Source organism: Cribrihabitans pelagius (genome assembly GCF_048820915.1).
Classification (GTDB): domain Bacteria; phylum Pseudomonadota; class Alphaproteobacteria; order Rhodobacterales; family Rhodobacteraceae; genus Cribrihabitans_A; species Cribrihabitans_A pelagius.
The window spans coordinates 22,989-43,858 of sequence record NZ_JBMERR010000026.1 but is presented as its reverse complement, the minus strand read 5'-3'; the positions used below and the strand labels follow the sequence as shown (position 1 = coordinate 43,858).

General features: G+C 66.7%; 17 protein-coding genes. 8 read left to right on the top strand and 9 right to left on the bottom strand.

Going from position 1 to position 20,870, the window contains the following annotated elements; translation table 11 throughout:
* The first annotated feature begins 40 nt into the window (after positions 1–40).
* On the top strand, positions 41–1,216 hold the full coding sequence (locus tag ACOHX0_RS19195) for a ParB/RepB/Spo0J family partition protein (protein ID WP_420678788.1): 1,176 nt from the start codon (positions 41–43) through the stop codon (positions 1,214–1,216).
* A 173-nt stretch (positions 1,217–1,389) separates the two neighbouring features.
* Here ACOHX0_RS19195 and ACOHX0_RS19190 read toward each other — a convergent pair whose 3' ends face one another.
* On the bottom strand, positions 1,390–2,730 hold the full coding sequence (locus ACOHX0_RS19190; RefSeq protein WP_420678787.1) for a UDP-glucose dehydrogenase family protein: 1,341 nt from the start codon (positions 2,728–2,730) through the stop codon (positions 1,390–1,392).
* A gap of 322 nt (positions 2,731–3,052) precedes the next feature.
* Complete coding sequence (locus ACOHX0_RS19185; RefSeq protein WP_420678786.1) at positions 3,053–4,054, bottom strand: NAD-dependent epimerase/dehydratase family protein; 1,002 nt, start codon at positions 4,052–4,054, stop codon at positions 3,053–3,055.
* Positions 4,055–4,196: 142 nt separating this feature from the next.
* Between ACOHX0_RS19185 and ACOHX0_RS19180 the strand changes: the two genes are divergently transcribed.
* Positions 4,197–5,303, top strand: coding sequence for a glycosyltransferase (locus ACOHX0_RS19180; protein WP_420678785.1), 1,107 nt, complete (start codon positions 4,197–4,199; stop codon positions 5,301–5,303).
* Between the two features lie 63 nt (positions 5,304–5,366).
* Here the strand turns inward: ACOHX0_RS19180 and ACOHX0_RS19175 are convergent, their stop codons facing one another.
* A complete protein-coding gene (locus ACOHX0_RS19175) occupies positions 5,367–6,248 on the bottom strand; it encodes an ABC transporter permease (protein WP_420678784.1) in 882 nt (293 codons plus the stop codon).
* 91 nt (positions 6,249–6,339) lie between these two features.
* Here ACOHX0_RS19175 and ACOHX0_RS19170 point away from each other — a divergent pair, with 91 nt between their 5' ends.
* From ACOHX0_RS19170 to ACOHX0_RS19160, 3 genes are all read left to right on the top strand, one after another.
* Complete coding sequence (locus ACOHX0_RS19170; RefSeq protein ID WP_420678783.1) at positions 6,340–7,932, top strand: KpsE/RkpR family capsule polysaccharide export protein; 1,593 nt, start codon at positions 6,340–6,342, stop codon at positions 7,930–7,932.
* Between the two features lie 123 nt (positions 7,933–8,055).
* Positions 8,056–8,709, top strand: coding sequence for an ABC transporter ATP-binding protein (locus ACOHX0_RS19165; RefSeq protein WP_420678782.1), 654 nt, complete (start codon positions 8,056–8,058; stop codon positions 8,707–8,709).
* Between the two features lie 184 nt (positions 8,710–8,893).
* Positions 8,894–10,735 (top strand): glycosyltransferase, encoded by a 1,842-nt coding sequence (locus ACOHX0_RS19160; protein ID WP_420678781.1) that lies wholly within the window; start codon positions 8,894–8,896, stop codon positions 10,733–10,735.
* A gap of 76 nt (positions 10,736–10,811) precedes the next feature.
* Here the strand turns inward: ACOHX0_RS19160 and ACOHX0_RS19155 are convergent, their stop codons facing one another.
* Genes ACOHX0_RS19155 through ACOHX0_RS19140 form a run of 4 tightly spaced genes read right to left on the bottom strand, consistent with a single transcriptional unit; the run spans position 10,812 to position 14,712 of the window.
* Entirely contained in the window at positions 10,812–11,837 is a 1,026-nt protein-coding gene (locus ACOHX0_RS19155; RefSeq protein WP_420678780.1) for a hypothetical protein, read from the bottom strand.
* Between the two features lie 59 nt (positions 11,838–11,896).
* Positions 11,897–13,087, bottom strand: a complete 1,191-nt coding sequence (locus ACOHX0_RS19150; protein ID WP_420678779.1) for a hypothetical protein — start codon at positions 13,085–13,087, stop codon at positions 11,897–11,899.
* Positions 13,088–13,100: 13 nt separating this feature from the next.
* Positions 13,101–13,787 (bottom strand): sulfotransferase, encoded by a 687-nt coding sequence (locus tag ACOHX0_RS19145; protein WP_420678778.1) that lies wholly within the window; start codon positions 13,785–13,787, stop codon positions 13,101–13,103.
* Positions 13,780–14,712 (bottom strand): sulfotransferase family protein, encoded by a 933-nt coding sequence (locus ACOHX0_RS19140; protein WP_420678777.1) that lies wholly within the window; start codon positions 14,710–14,712, stop codon positions 13,780–13,782. Before ACOHX0_RS19140 ends, ACOHX0_RS19145 begins: the two co-directional genes overlap by 8 nt.
* Before the next feature lie 221 nt (positions 14,713–14,933).
* Between ACOHX0_RS19140 and ACOHX0_RS19135 the strand changes: the two genes are divergently transcribed.
* The 3 genes from ACOHX0_RS19135 to glf are packed head-to-tail and all read left to right on the top strand — an operon-like array spanning position 14,934 to position 18,163.
* Positions 14,934–15,782: a glycosyltransferase gene (locus ACOHX0_RS19135; RefSeq protein WP_420678775.1), complete on the top strand. Its 849-nt coding sequence runs from the start codon at positions 14,934–14,936 to the stop codon at positions 15,780–15,782.
* Between the two features lie 42 nt (positions 15,783–15,824).
* Positions 15,825–17,003: a hypothetical protein gene (locus tag ACOHX0_RS19130; protein WP_420678774.1), complete on the top strand. Its 1,179-nt coding sequence runs from the start codon at positions 15,825–15,827 to the stop codon at positions 17,001–17,003.
* Entirely contained in the window at positions 17,000–18,163 is a 1,164-nt protein-coding gene (glf, locus tag ACOHX0_RS19125) for a UDP-galactopyranose mutase (protein ID WP_420678773.1), read from the top strand. The genes ACOHX0_RS19130 and glf overlap by 4 nt, the downstream gene beginning before the upstream one ends.
* Before the next feature lie 65 nt (positions 18,164–18,228).
* On the opposite strand, the gene ACOHX0_RS19120 is transcribed toward glf, so the two are convergent.
* Positions 18,229–19,185, bottom strand: a complete 957-nt coding sequence (locus ACOHX0_RS19120) for a GSCFA domain-containing protein (protein WP_420678772.1) — start codon at positions 19,183–19,185, stop codon at positions 18,229–18,231.
* Between the two features lie 122 nt (positions 19,186–19,307).
* Positions 19,308–20,855, bottom strand: a complete 1,548-nt coding sequence (locus ACOHX0_RS19115; protein WP_420678771.1) for an FkbM family methyltransferase — start codon at positions 20,853–20,855, stop codon at positions 19,308–19,310.
* Between the last annotated feature and the right edge of the window lie 15 nt (positions 20,856–20,870).

The following is a 20,870-nucleotide window of genomic DNA, read 5'->3' as shown; positions in this document are numbered from 1 at the left end:
GCCCGGGCAGATGTGAGGACAGGACAGGACGGACCCGACCATGGCAAAACGCAAACGGCTCACCCCGGCGCAGACCGGTTTCCTGGCAGCGGCGCCAGACCCCGCTTCCGGGCCCGGCCCCCTGCCCGGCGCGGCCCCCGCTCCCCGCAGCGCAGGCCTGGGGGCCGGTGCCGCGCCGATTGCCCAGGTGGCCTCCGAAGCCTCGGCCCAGGCGGCGCTGCAGGAGCTGAGCAGCGAGATGGAGCGCGCCCGCGCCCGGGGGCTGATGATCGCGGAGCTGCCGCTTTCGGCAATCGACGAAAGCCACCTGGTGCGCGACCGCATCGAGCAGGACGAGGGCGAGCTTGCGGCGCTGATGGCCTCGCTCAGCGCCCGCGGCCAGCAGACCCCGGCCGAGGTGGTGCCGCTCGAAGACCCCGCGGGCGGGATGACCCACGGGCTGATCTCCGGCTGGCGCCGCCTCACCGCGCTGCGGCGGCTGTTCGAGGAGACCGGGGAGCCCCGCTTTGCCACCCTGAAGGCGCTGGTAATCCGCCCCGAAAGCGCCCAGGACGCCTATCTGGCGATGGTCGAGGAAAACGAGATCCGGGTGAATCTCTCGCATTACGAGCGCGCCCGCATCGCGGTGCGCGCCTGCAAGGAAGGCGTGTTCACCAGCCGCAAATACGCGCTGCAGGGTCTGTTCGGCAACGCCACCCGCGCCAAGCGCTCCAAGATCGGCAGCTTCATCGCCGTGGTCGAAGCCCTGGATGCGGTGCTGTTCTTCCCCGCCGCAATCAGCGAGAAGCTGGGCCTGGCGCTGGCCCGCGCGATCGAAGCAGATCCCACCTTCGCCCCCCGCGCCCGTGCCGCGCTGCAGGCCGCCCCCCGCCCCGATGCGGAGACCGAACTGGCATTGCTGAGCCAGCTGGCCGAAGGCGCGGAGCAGGCTCAAACTCCCGCAATAGAGCCTGATAACTCCGCCACAGCCTCCCCTGCCCCTGCCCCGGCGCCCGGACCCGCGCCCAGTCCCGCGCCCGCGCCGCCGCTCAGCCGCCCGCGGGTGCGCGGAACAGGGGACTGGGACGCGGCCCAGCCGGGCGAGCGCATCGCCCTTGCCGCCCCCAAAGGGCTCAGCGCCGGCTACGTGCCCGGCGAGCAGCGCATCGAAATCCGCGGCGAGGGCGTGAACGCCGCCCTGGTGGAAGCGCTGCAGGACTGGCTGAAGCGTCTCTGAGCAAAGCCACCCTGCTCTTTCATCTTGCCGTAAATACTCCTGCCGGAGGCACAGGGCTTTCCCGCGGGAAGCCCTGTTTCCGTCTCTGCACCGGATCTTTGGGCAGCTCCAATATACAGGTCAGCAAGGGTGACCAAATGTTTCGCGCGCGAAACATTTGGTCCGATGCGGCCCTATTCCTCTTTCAGCTCCAGGCTCTGCGGCGCACTGCCGCGGCCGACGCCGGTGTAGCTCTCGAACCCGGCGCGGCGCGCCGTCCTGGCGGAATAGATGTTGCGCAGATCCGCCATCCGGGGGCTGCGCATGGCGCCTGCCATCTTCTTCAGATCCAGCGCCCGGAACTCGTTCCACTCGGTCAGGATCACCACCAGATCCGCCGCTTCGGCTGCGGCATAAGGGTCTTCTTCCCAGGTCACCCCGGGCAGCAGCGCCTCGCCCTCGCTGCGGCCCTGCGGGTCGACCACCCGCACCCGCGCGCCGCCGCCGATCAGCGCGGGCACGATGGTGAGGCTGGGGGCTTCGCGCATGTCGTCGGTATTGGGTTTGAAGGTCACCCCCAGCACCGCCACCGTCTTGCCGTTGAAGGCGCCCCCGCAGATGTCGCGCAGCTTCTCCACCATGCGCAGCTTCACCTCGTCATTGACCCGCATCACGGTCTCGGTGATCCGCATCGGGAAGGCATGGTCCTGGCCGATGCGCGCCAGCGCCGCGGTGTCTTTGGGGAAGCACGACCCGCCGTAGCCCGGCCCTGCATGCAGGAACTTGTTGCCGATGCGCCCGTCAAAGCCGATGCCGCGGGCCACTTCCTTGACGTCGGCGCCGGTGCGCTCGCAGAGCCCCGCGACCTCGTTCACGAAGGTGATCTTGGCGGCGAGGAAGGCATTGGCCGCGTATTTGATCATCTCGGCGCTTTCCAGCCCGGTGGTGAGGATCGGGAAGTCGCGCAGGTAGAGCGGCCGGTAGATCTCCGCCATCACCTCGGCGGCGCGGCTGCTCTCGACCCCGACGACAACCCGGTCGGGGCGCATGAAGTCCTCGATCGCGGCGCCCTCGCGCAGGAACTCGGGGTTGGAGGCAACGTCGAACTCGGCCTCCGGCCGGACCTTGGCGATCAGCTCGCGCAGCTTCCGGTTGGTGCCCAGCGGCACGGTGGATTTGGTCACCACCACCGCGTAATCCGTGAGCGCTGCGGCAATCTCCTCGGCCGCGGCCATCACATAGGTCAGGTCGGCATGGCCGTCGCCGCGCCGCGCCGGGGTGCCGACCGCGATGAACACCGCCTCGGCCCCGTCCACCGCCGCCGCCAGATCGGCGGTGAAGCTGAGCCGCCCGGCGGCGACGTTCTTCTCCATCAGCGTTTCCAGCCCCGGCTCGTAGATCGGCACTTCGCCCGCCGAGAGCCGCGCGACCTTGCGCAGATCCTTGTCGACGCAGACCACGTCGTGGCCGAAATCCGAAAAACACACCCCCGAGACCAGGCCCACATACCCGGTGCCAATCATCGCAATGCGCATGCGCTGTCCCTTTTCCCCGCAAATTTTTCCGCCGCACCGTGCCGGGCGGCGGTTTCCTGTTGACGTAGAAGGATACAGGCGGGGGGAAAGGGCGCAAACCGGAATCTGACGCAGCGCCCCGCGGATGGCAGGAAAGGTCCGGTTCGGACCAAATGTTTCGCGCGCGAAACATTTGGTCACACTTGCTGACCTATTTGGCAGCTGCCGGCGGCCGGGCGCTCCGCCTTCCGAAAGAAAGGCGGAGGCCTGCGGCGCGGGCTTTTATCAAAAAAGAAGGCAGGGGGGCGCAGACCCGGAGGCAGGCCGGGGCAGGGTGCTCCGCTCAGGCGCCGTAATACTCCCGGTACCAGGCGGCAAAACGGGCCACGCCCTCGGCGACGCCGACCTTTGGGCGGAACCCGGTGAGCTGGCTGAGCAGGCTGGTGTCGGCCCAGGTGGCGGGCACATCGCCGGGCTGCATCGCCATCATGGTCTTCTGCGCCTCGATCCCCAGCGCGGCCTCCAGCGCGGCGATGTAATCCATCAGCGCGGTCGGCTGGCCTGCCCCGATATTGACCACCCGGAAGGGGGCCACGGGGCTCAGGCTGTCCTGCGGCGACACCGGTTCCTTGCCCGGCACCGCCTCGATCAGCCCGGTGATGCCCGCGGTCAGATCGTCGATATAGGTGAAGTCGCGCTGCATTTTCCCGTGGTTGTAGACCTCGATCGGGCGGCCCTCGAGCATCGCGCGGGTGAACTTGAACAGCGCCATGTCGGGTCGGCCCCAGGGCCCGTAGACGGTGAAGAAGCGGAACATGGTGACGGGCAGGCCATAGAGATGGGCATAGGAATGCGCCATCGCCTCGGTTGCCTTCTTGGTGGCGGCGTAGAAGGACATCTGGTGGTCGGCCTGCTGGCGCTCGGTGAACGGCATCTCGGTATTGGCGCCATAGGCCGAGGAGGTGGAGGCCATCAAAAGATGCGCGGGCGGATGCGCGCGCGCCGCTTCCAGCAGTTCGAAACTGCCCGCCAGGTTGGCCTCCAGGTAATCGCGCGGCGCGTCGATGGAGTGGCGCACCCCGGCCTGGGCGGCGAGGTGGATCACCGCCTGCGGCTGGCGGCGGGCAAAGAGATCCCTGAGCAGCCCCGGGGTCTCCAGCTTGCCGATCACCGGGGTGAAGCCCGGGTATTGCTCCAGCCGCGCATGGCGGCGCTGTTTCAGGGTGACGTCATAATAGGGCGACAGGCAGTCGAGCCCGGTGACCTGCCAGCCCGCGCTGAGCAGCCTCTCGCAGAGGTGGTAGCCGATGAAGCCGGCCGAGCCGGTGATGAGAGCGGTTTGCATGGGGTTCAGGTTGCGGTTTCCCGGGCGGCTGTCAAATGCTTCCTGCCGGGCAGGGGCGGCAAAGGGTTTGACAGCGGCCGGCATTTGTGAGTTTTGCCCCCAGCAGTCCCGCAGGCCAGCCGTCAGGAGCAGAGACCCCACCGTGAGCACAGCAGAAGCACTCAGCCCCGCAGCGCAGCCGTCCGCCGCGGAGGCCGCGGGACAGGACGCGGCGGAACAGGGCGCGGGCCGGCTGGTGGCGGTGGTGGTGACCCACAACCGGCTCGGCAAGCTGAAGGTGACGCTGGCGCGGCTGCTCGCGAGCCCGCCTGCGGAGCTGGCCGCGGTGGTGGTGGCGGACAATGCCTCCACCGACGGCACCGCGGCCTGGCTGGCGGCGCAGGGCGATCCGCGGCTCGATGTCTGCTCCTCGGCTGAAAACCGCGGCGGCGCCGGCGGCTTCGAGATGGGCATGCGCCGGGCGATGGAACGCCACGATCCGGACTGGCTGGTGGTGATGGATGACGACGGCCGCCCCGCGCCGGGGGCGCTGGCGGCGTTCCGCGCGCTGCGCGCGCACCGTGGCAATGGTAATGACGGCGGCAAGGACGGCGGCGGCTGGGATGCGGTGGCGGCGGCGGTCTATTTCCCGGACGGGCGCATCTGCGAGATGAACCGGCCCTCGCGCAACCCGTTCTGGCACGCCCGCGAGTTCCTGCGCACCCTGCTGGGCGGCGGGCGCTCGGGCTTTCACGTGCAGCCTTCGGACTACGAGGGGGAGGGGATGCAGATCGATGTCACCTCCTTTGTCGGCTTTTTCATCTCGGCGGCTGCGGTGCGGCGCACCGGCTACCCGGATCCGGACCTGTTCCTCTATGGCGACGACGGGATCTACACGCTGGGGCTGAGCGCCGCGGGCGGGCGCATCGGCTTTGAGCCTTCGGTGCGCTTCGAGCATGATCTTTCCACCTTCCAGGGCAAGGGCGGCGGCGCGCAAAACCCGGATGCGGCGCAGCGCGGCCGCTTCGTGCCGCTGTGGAAGGCCTATTACTACCACCGCAACCTCTTGCTTTTGTACCGGATGGCGGCGGGCTGGCTGTTCTGGCCCGCGCTCTGCGTGGTGCTGCCGAAATGGCTGCTGAAGGCGCGCCAGCATGGCGGGGACCGGCGCGTCTTCCTGCGGCTGCTGGCGCATGCGGTGCGGGACGGGCTGCTGCGGCGCACCGCGGTGCCGCATGCCCGGGTGCTGGAGCTGGCGGGCGAAGGCTGAGCCCGGCCGGGGACGCGCCCCCGGCCGCGCCCGGGGCTTCGCTGTCCGGCCGGCTGCCGCGGCTCAGCGGTTCAGGATGTCGCGGTGGAAGCGCCCCATCAGCACCAGCCCCAGCGCCAGCAGCAGCAGGCTGATGAGCAGCACATAGGTCACGTTCACGTAAGCCGCGCTATAGGTGGGGTAGAAAGCGGTGCGCATCAGCCCGGTGACATGCATCAGCGGGTTGTACCACAGGATGTCCTGCGCCAGCGGCGGCAGGTCGTCAAAGAGAAAAATGACGCCCGAGGCGAGGAACAGCGGCCGGGTGAACACCGACCAGGCCACTTCCCACAGCGGATAAAGCCCCATCAGCACGCAGTTGAGCGTGCCCACCCCCAGACCGAGCGCCATCGCCAGCATCATTGCCAGCACCGCGGGCGGCAGGTCCAGCACCGTGCGGCTGTCGATCACCGAGAGCACCCCGGTGAGCAGCAGGATCGCCACCAGAACGCCGGTCAGGCTGTTGAGGAAGAACCGCGCCAGCACCGCATCCAGCCAGGTCACCGCCGGGAATTTCAGCAGCGGCTTGGAAAAGTTCAGCGCCCGGGCGGTGGTATTGGCCAGCGTGTTGTAGAGGTCGAACGGCAGGTAGCCGGTGGCGTAGAACAGCAGGAAGCTGCTGCCCAGCGACGGGTTGCGGATCACCAGCGAGAAGCCGAGGCTGAGGAAGAGGATCGCCGCCAGGGGCTCCAGCACCGCCCAGAGGTAGCCGCCGGGGGTGCGCCCGTAGCGGGTCGACATCTCGCGCAGCACCAGGGCTGCGATGGTGCGCAGGGCGGCAAAGCGGCGCGCCGGGCCGGCCGCGGGCGGCACGGCGGCAGGCGGCACCGCGGGCGGTGCGGCGGCGGCGTCAGGCGGTTGGCCTTGGCGCCGGGCAGCGGTGGCTGCGGGCGTGGTGCTGGTCATGAATCCCCATTGTGAATATGCGCCGTGCAGGCGATAATATGAAAGAAACACGAGGCAATTACAAACGTCCGCAGGCTGGGAAACGCAGACCATGACACAAGATCGCCCGGCAGCGCGCAGGGAGGCTGCCGTCCAATTCCGCAGCGGCCGCAAGGCCGCCGGCAAACGCGCGTCCGCCAGCGCGCAGGATGCAGACGCGCAGGACGCAGACGCGCCGGAGCGCGCGGACACTCCGGACAGCCCCGGCCCCCTCGACCTCACAGAAGCCCGGAATGCCCTGACGCGGCGCCGGCGCGCTGCAAGGGCCGCCCGCAAGGCAGGCAAGCAGGCCGGGCCGGCCGCCGGCGGCGGGGCCAGCGGCACGGCCGGTGAAGGTGCCAGTGAGGCGGCCGGTGAGGCGGCCGGTGAAGGCGCCGGCCGGGGCGGCGGCAAGGCGCCCAAGAAGCTCAAGAAGCTGCGCCGCAAGGTGCAGGCGGCCGAAGCGGCGCAGGCGGCGCTGGAGATCAAGGCGGCCGGCCTGGAAGCGCAGATTGCCGGCACCCCGGCCTATCCGCTGGCCCGCCCGGCCCATATGAAGCGCCGCCACCGCGGGCTGATCGCCAGTTTCGTGCTGATGGTGCTGGCGCCGCTGGCGGCGGCGGTGTTCTACCTGTTTGCGGTGGCCGAGGACCAATATGCCTCCACCGCCGGCTTCACCGTGCGCAGCCAGGAAAGCTCGGGCGCCAACGACCTGCTTGGCGGGCTGGCCAATTTTGCCGGCAATACCGCCGCCTCGGACAGCGACATCCTTTACGAGTTCATCCAGAGCCAGGAAATGGCGGCGGCGGTCAGCGCCCGGATCGACCTGCGCGCCCATTACAGCCGGCCCTGGCCGGACGACTGGGTGTTTGCGCTCTGGCCCGGCGCCACCCTGGAGGAACTGGTCTGGTACTGGCAGCGGGTGCTCAGGATCTCCTATGACAGCGGCTCGGGGCTGACCGAGGTGCGCGTCACCGCCTTTGACCCGCAAACCGCCCAGGCGATTGCCCAGGCCGTAGTCGAGGAAAGCCAGATCCGCATCAACGCGCTCAACAATCAGGCCCGCGCCGATGCGATGCGCTATGCCGAGGCCGATCTGGCGGAGGCGCTGGAGCGGCTCAAGGCGGCGCGCGAGGCGCTGACCCAGTTCCGCACCCGCACCCGCATCGTCGACCCCGAGGCCGATATCCAGGGCCGCATGGGGGTGATGAACAACCTGCAGCAGCAGCTGGCCGCGGCGCTGATCGAATACGACCTTCTGCGCGGCTCGGTGGCCGAAGGCGATCTGCGGCTGAAGAAGGCGCAGCAGCAGATCGAGGTGATCCGCGAGCGCATCGACATCGAGCGCCAGACCTTTGCCTCCAGCAATACCGACACCGGCGCGGTGGGCGAGGACTACCCCTCGCTGATTTCCGAGTTCGAGCGCCTCACGGTGGACCGCCAATATGCCGAGGAAGCCTACCGCGCCGCGCTCACCGCGCGGGAGACGGCGCGCGACGATGCCGCCCGCCAGAGCCGCTATCTCGCCACCTATATCAAGCCGTCCCCGGCCGAAGAGGCGGAATACCCGCGCCGCTTCGTGCTCTCGGGGCTGGCCGGGCTGTTCCTGCTGCTGACCTGGGCGATCTCGGCGCTGATCTTCTATTCGATCCGCGACCGCAGCTGAGAATATGCGTAAGGAGGCATGTGTGATGAGACGGTTGCCTGAGACCGGGACAGCGGAGGGGCGCCTTGCGGGCCTTGCTGCGCACTCCCCTGGCGGCAGGATGCTGCGGGGCAGCGGCCCGGGATGATCCGCTTTGAGAACCTGACCAAGAGCTTCCGGCTCAAGGGCGAGCGCAAGGTGGTGATCGACCACCTGAACCTGACGCTGCCCGCGGGCAAGTCGCTGGCGCTTCTGGGCGGCAACGGCGCGGGCAAGTCGACGCTTTTGCGGATGATCGCCGGCACCCTGCGCCCGGACAGCGGCAGGGTGGTCACGGACGGCAGCATCTCCTGGCCGGTGGGGCTGGGCGGCTCGTTCCACAAGGATCTGACCGGCGCCGAGAACGTCCGCTTCATTGCCCGCATCTATGGCGTCGACACCGATGATCTGGTGAATTTCGTCGATGACTTTGCCGAGCTGGGCAAATTCTACCACATGCCGATGCGCAGCTATTCCTCCGGCATGCGCTCGCGGCTCACCTTCGGCGCCTCGATGGGGATCCGTTTCGACACCTATCTGGTCGATGAGGTGACCGCGGTGGGCGACCGGTCGTTCCGGCGCAAGAGCAGCGCGGTGTTTGCCGACCGGATGAAGCATTCCAGCGCCATCATGGTGAACCACTCGATGAACCAGGTGCGCCAGTACTGCGATGCGGGCATCGTGCTGGAGCGCGGGCGGATGCGCTATTTCGACGACCTGGAGGAGGCCATCGCGGTGCATGAGGCGATGCTGAACTGACGCCCCTGCGGGACATGCGGGGATAACGCCCCTGCGGGGCATGCCGGGGTGAGCCGTCCCGCGCCCCGAACGGCACAGCGGCCGCGAAACCGCTGCAGGGCGGCAATGAGCAATTTATTTTCCCGCGCTGCTCCAGTATGCAGCCTGCAGTCCGGGATAGTTGATGGGGTAGGGCGTGACGGTTTTGGCGGAACAAACGGACGCGGCGGAATTCACCACGCTGCAATCACTGATGTGGCCGGAGGCCGGCGTGTGCACCGAGCGCGACCTGTTCGTGCGGGTGCATGGCAAGGCCGGGCCCGCGGAGGCGGGCGGCCTGCGCTTTTTCGAGGACAGCCGGGCCGAGTTCAACACCTGGTTCAACCTGTTCAACGCGGGCACCTGGCAGCGCCATTGCGGCCTGCAGAGCCTGTATCTGCTGCTGCAGGGCAGGGGCCGCTTTGCGGTCACCGTCATCCTGGCCCGGCCCGAGCACTCCTGGGACCGGCTGGACCGGATCGTCGAGCTGGATGATGGCCCGGTGCGGCTGGACCTCGGCGCGCTGCTGCCGCCGCCCGGCGGCAAGGGGGTGATGTTCTTCGAGCTGCAGGCGATCGGGACGGAAGCCGAACTGGCGGACGCCGCCTGGCAGACCGCCGACGCTCCGCGCCGCCAGCCGCAGCTGGCGCTGGCGGTCACCACCTTCAAGCGCGAGGCGGCGGTGGCGCGCACGGCGGAGCGGTTCTGCGCCTTCCGCGAGACGTCCTGGATGAAGGACCGCGTCGAGCTGATCATCACCGACAACGGCCAGTCGGTGGAGCTGCCGCCGCGCGACGGCGTCACGGTGATTGCGAACGAGAACCTCGGCGGCGCCGGCGGCTTCACCCGCGGCCTCTTGGAGGCCCGCGCCCGCGGCGCCTCGCACTGCCTGTTCATGGATGACGACGCCTCGATCCACATGCAGAGCCTGGAGCGCACCTGGATGCTGCTGGCCTTTGCCGAGGACGCCGCCACCGCGGTGGCGGGCGCGATGATCAGCGAGCAGCACCGCTGGGCGGTGTGGGAGAACGGCGCCCGCTTCTTTACCCGCTGCCAGCCGCAGCACATGGGCTGCGACCTGCGCGACTTCTGGCAGATGGCGGATATGGAATGGGAGGTTTCCGGCGCCGCCCCCGAAGGGCTTTACGGCGGCTGGTGGTATTTCGCCTTCCCGGTGGCGCAGGCGGAGCACCTGGCGTTTCCGTTCTTCGTGCGCGGCGATGACGTCAGCTTCTCGATGGTCAACCGCTTCAATATCGTGCGGCTGAACGGGGTGGTCTCCTATCAGGAAAGCTTCACCGACAAGGAGAGCCCGCAGACCTGGTACCTGGACCTGCGCAGCCACATGGCGCATCATTTGAGCCTGCCGCAGCTGGAGGTGGGCGCCAGGGGCGTGCTGAAGATCGCGCTCTGGTTCTTCCAGCGCAACCTGCCGCGGATGCATTACGATACGCTCGCCGCGATCAACCTCGCGGTCGAGGATGTGATGCAGGGGCCGGAGTTCTTCGACCGGAACGCGGACATGGCGCAGCGCCGGGCGGAGATCAAGGCGCTGACCGGGGCCGAGGCCTGGCAGGAGCTGACGCCGGAGACCAGCCTGCCGCCGGTGCGCCACCACCCGCCCGCGGCCTGGCGGCGGCACCTGATGAAGCTCAGCCTCAACGGGCTGCTGCTGCCGGGATTTGCCCGCTTCGGCCGCAAGATCACGCTCGAGGCGCAGAACCGCGGCCATCTCGGCCATGTCTGGGGCGCGGCGGAAATCACCTGCCTCAATGCGGAGCGCACGAAATTCTACACCGTGCGCCATTCCAAATCCGCCGCCTGGCGCGAGCTGAAGCGGTTTGCCGCAAATGCCCGCGCGTTCCTGAAGGCGTATGACCAGCTGGCCGCCGCCTACCGCAGCCGCTACGGCAGCCTGACCAGCGAGGCCTACTGGCAGGACAAGCTGGGCCTCGGCGCCGGGCAGGCGCGCCCGGCGGCGGAAGCGGAGCGCCCGGCGGCGGAATAGGCCCCGGCCCTTCCGGCCGGGCCGCGTTTGCAGACCCGGGCGCCGGCCGCAGGGGCCGGGCCCGGGGCGTGCGGGCCTATTCTTTCTTTTCGGCTTGTTCGGCTTTCCGTTCCGCCCTTTCAGCCGCCTGATGGGCAATCACCGCCTGCATCAGCGGGGTGACAAGGTCGCGCATCAGCGCGTAGCTGTCGGCGGGCAGCTGCATCCGCGCCAGCGGCGCATCGGCGCCGGGCAGCGGGTCGAAGAACAGCGCCTCGCGGCCGAAATAGCGCTGCGCGACGGCGCGGTTGCCCGCGGCATACTCCGCCATCACCGCGGCGCGCTGCTTGGGCGGCATCAGCCGCTCGGACTGTTTCTTGCCGCCGCCGTTCAGGGCCTTGTCGATTTCGGCGCAGGCCTGGGTCAGCACCCCGCGGTAGCCGGTGGGGGCCTCGTCCAGCGGCAGGCAGCGCATGAATTCCGAGATCGCGGGCGAGAAGCTTTCGTTGATATGGGCCGGGGCCCGGAAGCCCTCCCGGGCGGTCAGGCCGATGCTGTCGCAGAAGGTTTCGATCGGGCCGCCCTTCATCTGGCCGCGCTCATGCACGTTCAGGATGATGTTGTCCTGGCCGAACAGCGTTTCCAGATGGCGCAGGTAGCGGTCGTAGTGGATCCAGTGGAAATCCTCGCGCATCGCGATGAAGTCATCGAAGGTGCAATGGCTCAGCTTCTTGTTCCATTGCCATTTGATGTTCTGGAAGAACCAGCTTTCCAGCCAGCTGTCCTGGCGGCGCAGGGTGAAGACCAGTTTGACGTCGAACCACTCGCGGAACGCCGCCAGCACGGAGAGGTCGCGGCGCATGCAGATGTCCTCGTCGCTGAGGATCACCGTGTGGATCGGATGCGGCCGCTTGCCGGCCCGCTCGGTGAGGGTCCGGGCCACGTCGGCCGGGCTGCGCTCGCCGCTGAACAGGCTGTTGATCAGCTTCAGGTGGCGGCGGACCTTGAACGGGTAGAGGAAGCCTTCTTCCTGAAGCTGCCCGAAATTGGCATGAAGATATTCCTGCAGGGCAGAGGTCGCGGTCCGGTGGGCGCCGATATGAAGGATCAGTGTGCGTTTCAACCTGGGTACCTGTGATGTTCTGCGGCCTCGAAGGGGCATTGTGTATATTGGGGGATGGACTAGCTGTTTTTTTCCGGAAGCGCCAAAGGAAATTTCCCGTTCCGGGCGGCTTTCGGCTGCGCCAGGATGGCGGTGATTTCATCCAGAAGCTCCCAGACCGCTTTTGCGTTCTGGCTGTGCGCCGGGGAGCGGTTCTCGATATCTTCGGGATCGCGTTGAGAAACCGAAACCTGGTATTCCTGGCGCCAGGCTTTGGGCATTTTCCGGATCAGGGCGGCAATGCCGGTGACCGCGTTCTCCAGCCCGGTTCTCTGGCGGGGAAGGAAGTGGGCTTCGGGAGAGAAATCCTGCGCCGCCGGGGAGGCGGTGCGGTGGCTGCGCAGCAGTTCTTCTTCCAGCACGGGCTGGCCGAAGAACTGGCTGTCCAGGGCCCTGGCGTCTTCCCGGAACGCCTCCAGAAGGTGGCTGGCGCTGGCCTGGTCGAGCGCGGGTTTTTCGCCGCTGCGCCCGGGCGCAGCGGACAGCTTGCGCTGCAGCGCGCCGCCGACGGCCAGCCTGTGGTGGTCCGCCAGCTCCTGCCCGCGCAGTGTCTGCTGGACCAGGCGCAGCCCCGCCAGCTCCGCCACCGAGAGCGCTTCGTTGACCGTCTCCAGGGGCAGCAGCTCGAAACCGCCGGTGCCAAGGGCGTGATAGAAGAAATCGGACACCGCATCGCCATCGCGCAGCGCGCTGCGCACAAAGGGCCGCAGGATCATGCCGCTGCCGAAGACCGCGCGCCAGGCCGGGAACCGCCTGGCATAATAAAGCGTGGGCACGGTGGTGATGAAGCGGCAGAACTCCGGCAGCGTGCCGTCGAAGCTGCCGGTCTTCAGCCGCTGGCCATAGGCGGAAACGGCGCGCGAGGCATGCGGGCGCACATAAGAGATCGTGCGCACGGGCAGGCCGGGGAAATAGGTCTCCAGCACCTTCTGCAGGCGGTGCGGGCTGCGCCGGGCGAGGAATTCGGTGGAGATCACGCCGGTGCCGCCCTCGCTGGCACTGAACCAGTCCCTGAGGCCGCCGAACTGCGCCTGCACAAAATCAGCCCCGGCGGTCTGCCGCAGCGCATTGGCAAGCGGCGCATTGTTGAGATGCTGCTGCGGCACCAGCCGCGCCGTGCCGCAGCGCCAGGCCCCGGCGTTCAGCACCGCTTGGATCGAGCTGGTGCCGGTCTTGGGGTCTCCGGTGTGGATGAGCAGGTCCTGTATCACCGGCGCCTCCGCATCAGCTGCCGAAGCGGGCGAAATCGAAGCTGCTCCAGCGGTCCTCGTCCTGCTGGGCCCAGCTTTTGTCGCTGGTCTTGTGGGCATGCCCCCAATGCGCCGGGTCGAGCGTGAAGTCCGGGGCGAAGAAACCGGTGAGCTTGGCAATGGGATCGGCGGTGATGTCGAACTCCAGCAAACGCCCGGGCTTGTCCGCGAAATAGGCCCGGACATTGGCGTGGTGGGTGTCGAAATCCCGCGCCCAGCGGGCAAACACCTGCTCTTCGCTCTCGTTGTGGAGCGCCATGTGCTTGGACAGGTAGAGCCCGTTCGTATGCCGGGCGCGGCTGCGCAGCCACTTGGCCTTGCCGCGGGTGTTGAGGATGAATTTCGCCTTCGGGTAGGCCTCGGCAATGGCCTGGAACTGCTTGAAGTTCTCGTAATGGCGCTTGGCGCGGATCAGTTCCAGGTCGAAGAAGCCGGAGAACCGGTCAAGCCCGGTGAAGGCGGGCCTGCCGGCTTTCAGATTGCGGTGGATCCTGGCCTGGTAGGGCGGCTTTTCCTTCCGCCCCTTGCCCTTGGACCAGTTGCAATGCAGCGCGTTGACGCCGCTGCGGTTGAACAGCCGGGTCAGCGACAGGGTGGCGCATTTGTTGAAGCCGATCTGCACGGCGATGGGGCGGTCTTGCGGCGCTGCGGCGTCAGTCATTGGAGGCGGTCCCGGTGTCGTTGGAGAGGGAGTAGCCGAAATATTCCCAGGCCCGGACCAGGTTGCGCGTCCGGTAGCTCCCGGGGAACCCGGCAATGTATTTGGCGTTGGAATTCTTCACTTCGCTGAAACGCTCTGCCACCGGCAGCGGGGCGGCGCGTTTTTCAAGACCGCAGAAGGCGGCGATCCGCTCTGCCGTGCCGGCCGGGTCTTCGCAGAAGTCTTCGTAGCGGGCCAGGATGCAATCCTCGCCAAGATCCTGGAAGGCCTTCATATAGGCGGTGTTCCAATGCGCCATGAGCTGCGCGACCGGCAGCTTGTGCCACTTGCGGGTGGACAGGGTGACGGCCCGGGGATCCCGGGTCCAGACGATGAAGCGGGCCTCTGGAAACAGGCTGCGGAAATAGGGGATGCGCACGATATTGGGCGGCGATTTCTCCAGCAGCACCGGCGAGTCCCCGCTGGCCCAGCTGTCCCATTGCGCCAGCAGCCGGCTGGCGGTCTTGCGCGCCCGCGCGGGTTTTTTCAGCGGGGCAAACTGCATTTGCGGATAAAGGGCAAACGCGCCCGGCCCGCCGAACGGGCGCTCGGCCATGTAGACATCCTGCAGGAACTGGCCTTCGTTTTCCGGCACTTTGACGGATTGAAAGCAGCTGACGCTGTAATGGGCGCAGAGATAGTCATGCAGCAGCGTCGTGCCGCTGCGGTGCAAGCCGCAGATGAAGACCGGGCGTTTGAGCCGCACCGCTTCGCCCGGCCGGGCCCGGACCCGGCGGCGCTTCACCTGGAGGCTGGATTTTCCGAGAGTTTCCAGCGTTTTGCGCGCCTGGCTGAACTGCCCGTCCTGCAGCTGGCGGTGGATCGTGCGGGCGGTTTCCTGGGCTTCTGCCGCCGCCGCTTGAGGGGAATATGCTGATTTCTTCATCGGTGCCCTGCTGTCGGTGCCCTGTCATCGGTTGGGGCGCGGCCTGCCGCCCGGTTCTCTCATAGCGGCTTGTGCGCCGCCGCTCCAGCAGGTTGTTGGGCGCCGCCGCGGCGGCCTATAGCGCCGCGGCAACACTGCCCGGGATATTGCTCTTGATGCACCCGGGAGGGGCAGGTAGCAAGGATGCGGCAGGTACTCCCTTGACGCAGGATCGCACAGTTTTGAAGAACCAGATTATCGGGATCGTTCCCTTCTCCTATGCGGCGTCCGACCGGTTCCAGGCGGCGCGGGACCATCCGGACGAGGCGCAGCTGCTGCGCGCCTTGTTCGAGGAGCCCCGGATTGCCTTCCGCTTCCGCATGCTGGAGCTGTTGAACGCGCATTCGCTGCAGGCGCAGGGCGACCGGGATTTTTCGGTGGTCTACCTGGTGTCCGCGCGGATGCCGCCGGAACACCGCCAGCGCCTGGAGCAGATCGTTTCGGGGGTGCCCGGGGTGCGCATCGTGGCGCTGCCCCAGATGCCGCTGGCCGACGCGGTGCGGCGCGCCTTCGAGCAGGTCATCGACCCTCAGGCCGAACATGTCAGCCTGTTCCGGCTGGATGACGACGATGCGCTGGCCGTGGATTTTGTCGCCAGCCTGCGCCGCCGCGCGCGGCGGCTGATCAAGGCAGGGATGATCCAGAAGCCCACGGTGCTGAGCGCCACCCGCGGGGTCTACTGGAAGAACGACGGCAAGGGCGGCTCGCAGCTGATCGACATCTGCGACCGGGTGCCGCTGTCGATGGGCTACACCATTGTCAGCCCGCGCGAAGACATCGGCCATCACTATCTGAAGGGGCACCGGGACGCGGCGATGTTCTACCCCTGTTTCATGGATCCCTCGCGGATCATGTATGTGCGCTCGGTGCACGGCGACAACGACGGCGGCATCTCCAACCTGAACCGCGGCCAGGTGCTGGACCCCGCCCGGGCCCGGCAGGTCCTGCGCCGCCGCTTCGATCTGGATGCGGACCTGCTGCTGGCGCCGGAGGGCGCGCTGGAGGGCAAGACCTTCAGCCAGCGGAGCTGACACAATTATATCCGCGGGCGGCAAACGGGAGCGGCTGGCACCATGATCAAATCTCTCATTTTTCACATCGGGGATCCCAAGAACGGGACTTCTTCGATCCAGCGCGCCCTGTTTGACCGGGCGTGGCGCTGCGATCATGTCAGCATCGCCCCGCAGCAGGAACTCAATGCATCCGGACTGGCCAATACCCTGTTGAAGGACGGCAGGCCGGAGCGGCGCCGGAAGCTGTTCCAGCAGAAACGGGAATGGGCGTGCCGGGAAGAGGCGGACCTTGGCGTGATCTCGGCCGAATTCTTTGCCAAGGTGCCCCCGCAGCTGCTGCAGCGCTGCTTGCAGACGCACCTGCCGGAGCACGCCGCGGGGGCGCGCGTCCTGGCCTATGTGCGGCCGCATGCGGCCTGGGTGATTTCCGCCTATGGCACCCGGGTCAAGACCGGCGGCAGCCTGGGCACGCTGCCGGAGTTCGCGGCAAAGGTCTCGCGGCGCAACTTTCTGGAGTATACTGCGAGATTTTCGCGCTGGGAGCGCGCCTTTGGCAGCCGCTTTACCCTGCGCCCGTTTGTGCCCGCGGAACTGCACCGCGGGGATGCGGTCGCAGACTTCTTTCAACAGATCCTCGAGGGGGCGCCTTTTGCGCTGCAGGATGCGCCCGCGGCGGCCAATGCCTCCCTGTCGGTGGAAGAGATCGCTGCCATGCGGGTGATCCAGGAGGCCTGGATGCGCCGGGAGGTGCCCAAACCCCTGCGGCTGGCCTTGGGCGGCGCCCTGGGACGGGCGCTGGAGGCGCAGCCCGCGGACCGCCCCCGCAGCAAGCTGCGGCTTGACCGGGCAAGCGCCGGGGTCATCCGCACGCGCTTTCTTGAGGATGCGCGGGCTCTGGACGGCGCCTTTTTTGGCAAGCCCCTCATGGCTGACGCGCTGGACGGGGCTGTGGAGGCCGCGCTGCCAAAGCCGCAGTCTCTGGACGCGGAGGCATATTTCACCGCCGCGCAGCGGGCGGAGATGCGGGAGGCGGCCGCGGCGCTGGTGCCGCCGCTGCTGGAAGACGCCAAGGCCTGGCGCAATGACTACCGGTTCCGCAAGGCGCCGGGCGCCACCTACGGCAAGGCCGCTGCCGGCCGCCGGCAGAAGGCGCGGATCGATGATGTATGGGCGCAGCTCAGCCGCCTCGCGGGGCTCATGGGCGAGGCGCAAACCGAAGACAATAAGGTGACCACATGAATTTTCTATGCGTGGGCGCGGGGCTTTCCGGCGCCGTCATTGGCCGGCACCTGGCGGAAGCCGGGCATCAGGTTACCGTGGTGGACAGCCGCCCCCATACCGGCGGCAACTGCCATACCGAGCGCGACGCGGAGACCGGCGTGATGGTGCATGTCTACGGGCCGCACATCTTCCACACCGACGACGCCGGGGTCTGGGACTACGTGAACCGATTCGAGACCTTCAAGCCCTACAAGAACCGGGTGAAATCCACCACCCGCGGGCTCACGGGCGAGCGGGAGGTATTCTCGCTGCCGGTGAACCTGCACACTATCAACCAGTTCTTCCGCAAGACCCTGCGCCCCGAAGAGGCGCATGATTTCATCACGCAGGAACAGGCCGATACCTCGATCGAGACGCCTGAGACCTTCGAGGAGCAGGCGCTGCGCTTTGTCGGCCGCGACCTCTACGAGGCCTTCTTCAAAGGCTACACGATCAAGCAATGGGGCATGCACCCCTCCGAGCTGCCGGCCTCGATCCTGAAGCGGCTGCCGGTCAGGTTCAACTACGACGACAACTACTTCTTCCACACATACCAGGGCATGCCGGAGAACGGCTATACCGCGATGATCGAAAAGATCCTTGATCATCCGGGCATCACCGTAAAGCTGGAGACCGAATTCACCGCCGGTATGGGCGCAGGGTACGACCACGTGTTCTATTCCGGGCCGCTGGACGGCTATTTCGGCTATGAGCTGGGCCGGCTCGGCTACCGGACGCTGGATTTCGAGCGTTTCACCCACCAGGGCGACTACCAGGGCTGCGCGGTGATGAACTACGGCGAGGAAGAGGTGCCCTATACCCGGATCACCGAGCACAAGCATTTCAGCCCCTGGGAAAGCCACGAGGGATCGGTCTTGTACCGCGAGTTCTCCCGCCTGGCGGAACCGGGCGACATCCCCTACTACCCGATCCGCCAGGTGAAGGAGAAGGCGCTGCTGGCCGATTACGTCAAGCGCGCGGAAGAGACCCGCGGCGTCACCTTCGTGGGCCGGCTGGCGACCTACCGCTATCTCGACATGGATGTGACCATCCGCGAGGCGCTGGACACCGCGCGCGGGTTTTTGCAGGCGGCGGAGAAGGGGGAGACGATCCCGGCGTTCTTCACTCCGCCGCTGTGACGGTTACAGACCTTCCCGAAGACGGCTGAGGATGGCCGCGGGGCGTGTTCTGCGCCCCGGGCCACTCAGTCCATGTAGGTTTCGATGAAGGTGGAAATAACGGCCCGCACCATGTCGGACTGCACATGGCGGATGTCATGGCGCCAGGCTTTATCCTGCGGGCTGTTGGTCACCAATTCGTAGCTCGGGAAGTAGTCGACAAAATCATACTGCGCCTGAACCTCATGGGCCACGGTGCGCAGGGTGGATTTCGAGTAGCTATTGGCAACTATGATGTCCTGATCGGTGAAGGTGCGGTTCAGCGGCACCGGGGAGACCGTAAGGATGATCTTGACGTCCTTGCGGCTTTTTTCGCGGATCAGCTCGATCAGTTTCCTGACCGATTTCAGGTTTTCGGCAAAATCCGTGCTGACAAAGCGGAAGCGGTTGGTTTCCCGCGCGAACTTCCAGTGAATGGGGGCGACATTCATGGGAATGTCCAGCTCGGTGTCCCACCAGACTTCCGTCAGGCCCAGCGTGAGAAAGACCACATCCGCATCCTGAATCCGCTTTACGCATTTGCGGACGATTTCGGAGACGGCGAGGGCATCGCTGTGGCCAAGGGTGCGCAGGCGGTGCAGCTGGGGATTGAAGTACTGGCCCGGGGTGGCTTCGATCAGCCCTTTGCCGGGCAGTTCCTTATCGTTCAGGCACTGCTCCAGTTCCACCAGCATGGAATGGGTGGTGAACTTGGTCATGATCGAGGAATTGTCGCCATTGAGCTGTTCGTCGCAGGCGGCGGGCAGTTCTCCGATTTGCGACAGGACCTGCTTGTTCTCCCTCTGAAAGGCTTTTTCGATTTCCCGGGCAAAACAGGAGCCAATCATGTAGAACGCCATGTCCGGCGAGAGCTTGAACTTGGGAGTGTGCCCCAGCTTGATGTAATCACCCGTTGTAAGACGCGTTGCCGCATCATGCGGGGCATGGCCTTCTGTTTTGAATTTCTTGTCCAGGCCGCGTGCCCAGGTGTTCATTTTACGCATGATAAGTTCCTGCTGATTTAGCTTGCCTGCCGAAGCGATGGGGTTTGCCGCCGAAGTTGGGCCAAGCGCGCAGTCTGCGCAAGCGTTCTTTCGGCGCCGGGCTGCTCGGGCATTCGGGGGATCTACGGCCGCCGGGCCCAGAGGTTCAGCGACCCGCCCCAGACCTGTTCCGGGGCATTAAGCGGGTGCGGCGGAGAGGCGTTGCCTGCCCGGGTGATCATATGGTCAAACCCGTTGCGGTCCAGAACGCCCAGCAGGCGGGCCAGGTTGGATTTCGGCAGGCCGGTGCCGAAATGCAGCTCGATGAACATGTTGCGGATGCCGTCCATGCGCCCGTCAAGCGCTTCGATGATGCCGTATTCGGCGCCTTCCACGTCGAGCTTCAGGAAATCGACCTGGCGCCCGGCGATGAGGCCGGGAAGATCCACCTGCCGCACGGTCAGCTGCTCGGTCTCATGGCCCAGGTCCGACAGCCGGGACGACGTGCTGGAGCCCATCGGCATATCGGCATTGGCATAGAAGGCGGTGGTTCCGGTACTGGTGCCTGCGGCCGCCTCTTCAAGAGTGACATTGGCCATGCCGGTCCGCGCGATGTTCTCCCGGAACACGGCGGCATTTGCCGGGTTGGGTTCGAAGGCGAGGATTTCGGCACCGGGGTGGCGCCGGTTCAGCAAATAGGAGGCCAGCCCGTAGCAGCCGCCGGCATCGATGATGAAGGGTTTTTCGCTGGCGGCGTCGAAGTTGTACTGCACGTTGCATATGATCTCTTCGAGCTGCACCGCCAGATCGTAGGTTTTGCGGAAGCGGAACGGGCCGCCCTTGAGGGAAATCTCGCTTTCCCCCTTGAGCAGCATGTTGAGGAACCGGGTCTTCTGCCGGGCCGCGGGCTCCGGTTTTCCGCGCCAGGGCTGAGCGGCCAGGCGGTCTCCCTCGCGCACCGCCGCGGGGGCGAGGTGTTTGCGCAGTTTTTGCCAGAAGTCCGCTGCCGGTGCCGGCAGAGCGGTCTCTTCTAAGCCGGTCTCGGGTCCGCAAGGCGCTGCCGCTGAAGCCAGTTCCGCGGGCGGGGCTGAATCGGGGGCTGAATCGGGGACTGGATCTGGGTCCGGAACCAGCGGGCTGGCACGGCCGGCGCTGTAGCGCCAGGTAATGCCCTTGCGCAGAACCTTTGCCGGGGTGCCTGCTGCCAGGCACTGCCCGGGGATGTTCCCGCTGACCATCGCGCGGGCGCCAATGGCGGCGCCTGTGCCGATGCTGCTGCCCTTGAGCACCAGCACGTCTTCGGCGATCCAGACATGGTCGCCGATGGAGATGTCCCCTGCCGGGTTCACCATTTTTCCGCTTTCCAGGTCAATGATATGGTGGGAATCGCTGGTGCGCATCTTGACGCTGGCAATGAGGCAATGGTCTCCCACTGTGATTGTGCGCCCGGCGCCGGACAGGTTGGCCCAGAACGAAGAGCGGCACAACGTGCCCGTGCCGATCCGCACCCGGGTGTTGTCGGACAGGAAGTAAAGCCGCAGGGCCTTGAAATGGCAATTCTCCGCGATTTCCAAATGGCAGTTCCGGGCGTTGAACACGACTTCGAAAGTATCAGCCGTGACGCTGGAGTGGATATCTGCGATGCAACCTTGCGCTTGGTCCTTGTAAATAACGGTGTCGGACAGCCCCATGCCGTTCTCCTGTTA

Bases quoted from the DNA above. Each gene is read 5' to 3' on its own strand.
- ACOHX0_RS19175 (WP_420678784.1), bottom strand. From the start codon at position 6,248: ATGACCAGCACCACGCCCGCAGCCACCGCTGCCCGGCGCCAAGGCCAA.
- ACOHX0_RS19145 (WP_420678778.1), bottom strand. From the start codon at position 13,787: ATGACTGACGCCGCAGCGCCGCAAGACCGCCCCATCGCCGTGCAGATC.
- ACOHX0_RS19140 (WP_420678777.1), bottom strand. From the start codon at position 14,712: ATGAAGAAATCAGCATATTCCCCTCAAGCGGCGGCGGCAGAAGCCCAG.
- ACOHX0_RS19170 (WP_420678783.1), top strand. From the start codon at position 6,340: ATGACACAAGATCGCCCGGCAGCGCGCAGGGAGGCTGCCGTCCAATTC.
- ACOHX0_RS19130 (WP_420678774.1), top strand. From the start codon at position 15,825: ATGATCAAATCTCTCATTTTTCACATCGGGGATCCCAAGAACGGGACT.
- glf (WP_420678773.1), top strand. From the start codon at position 17,000: ATGAATTTTCTATGCGTGGGCGCGGGGCTTTCCGGCGCCGTCATTGGC.
- ACOHX0_RS19165 (WP_420678782.1), top strand. From the start codon at position 8,056: ATGATCCGCTTTGAGAACCTGACCAAGAGCTTCCGGCTCAAGGGCGAG.
- ACOHX0_RS19120 (WP_420678772.1), bottom strand. From the start codon at position 19,185: ATGCGTAAAATGAACACCTGGGCACGCGGCCTGGACAAGAAATTCAAA.
- ACOHX0_RS19115 (WP_420678771.1), bottom strand. From the start codon at position 20,855: ATGGGGCTGTCCGACACCGTTATTTACAAGGACCAAGCGCAAGGTTGC.
- ACOHX0_RS19195 (WP_420678788.1), top strand. From the start codon at position 41: ATGGCAAAACGCAAACGGCTCACCCCGGCGCAGACCGGTTTCCTGGCA.
- ACOHX0_RS19190 (WP_420678787.1), bottom strand. From the start codon at position 2,730: ATGCGCATTGCGATGATTGGCACCGGGTATGTGGGCCTGGTCTCGGGG.
- ACOHX0_RS19185 (WP_420678786.1), bottom strand. From the start codon at position 4,054: ATGCAAACCGCTCTCATCACCGGCTCGGCCGGCTTCATCGGCTACCAC.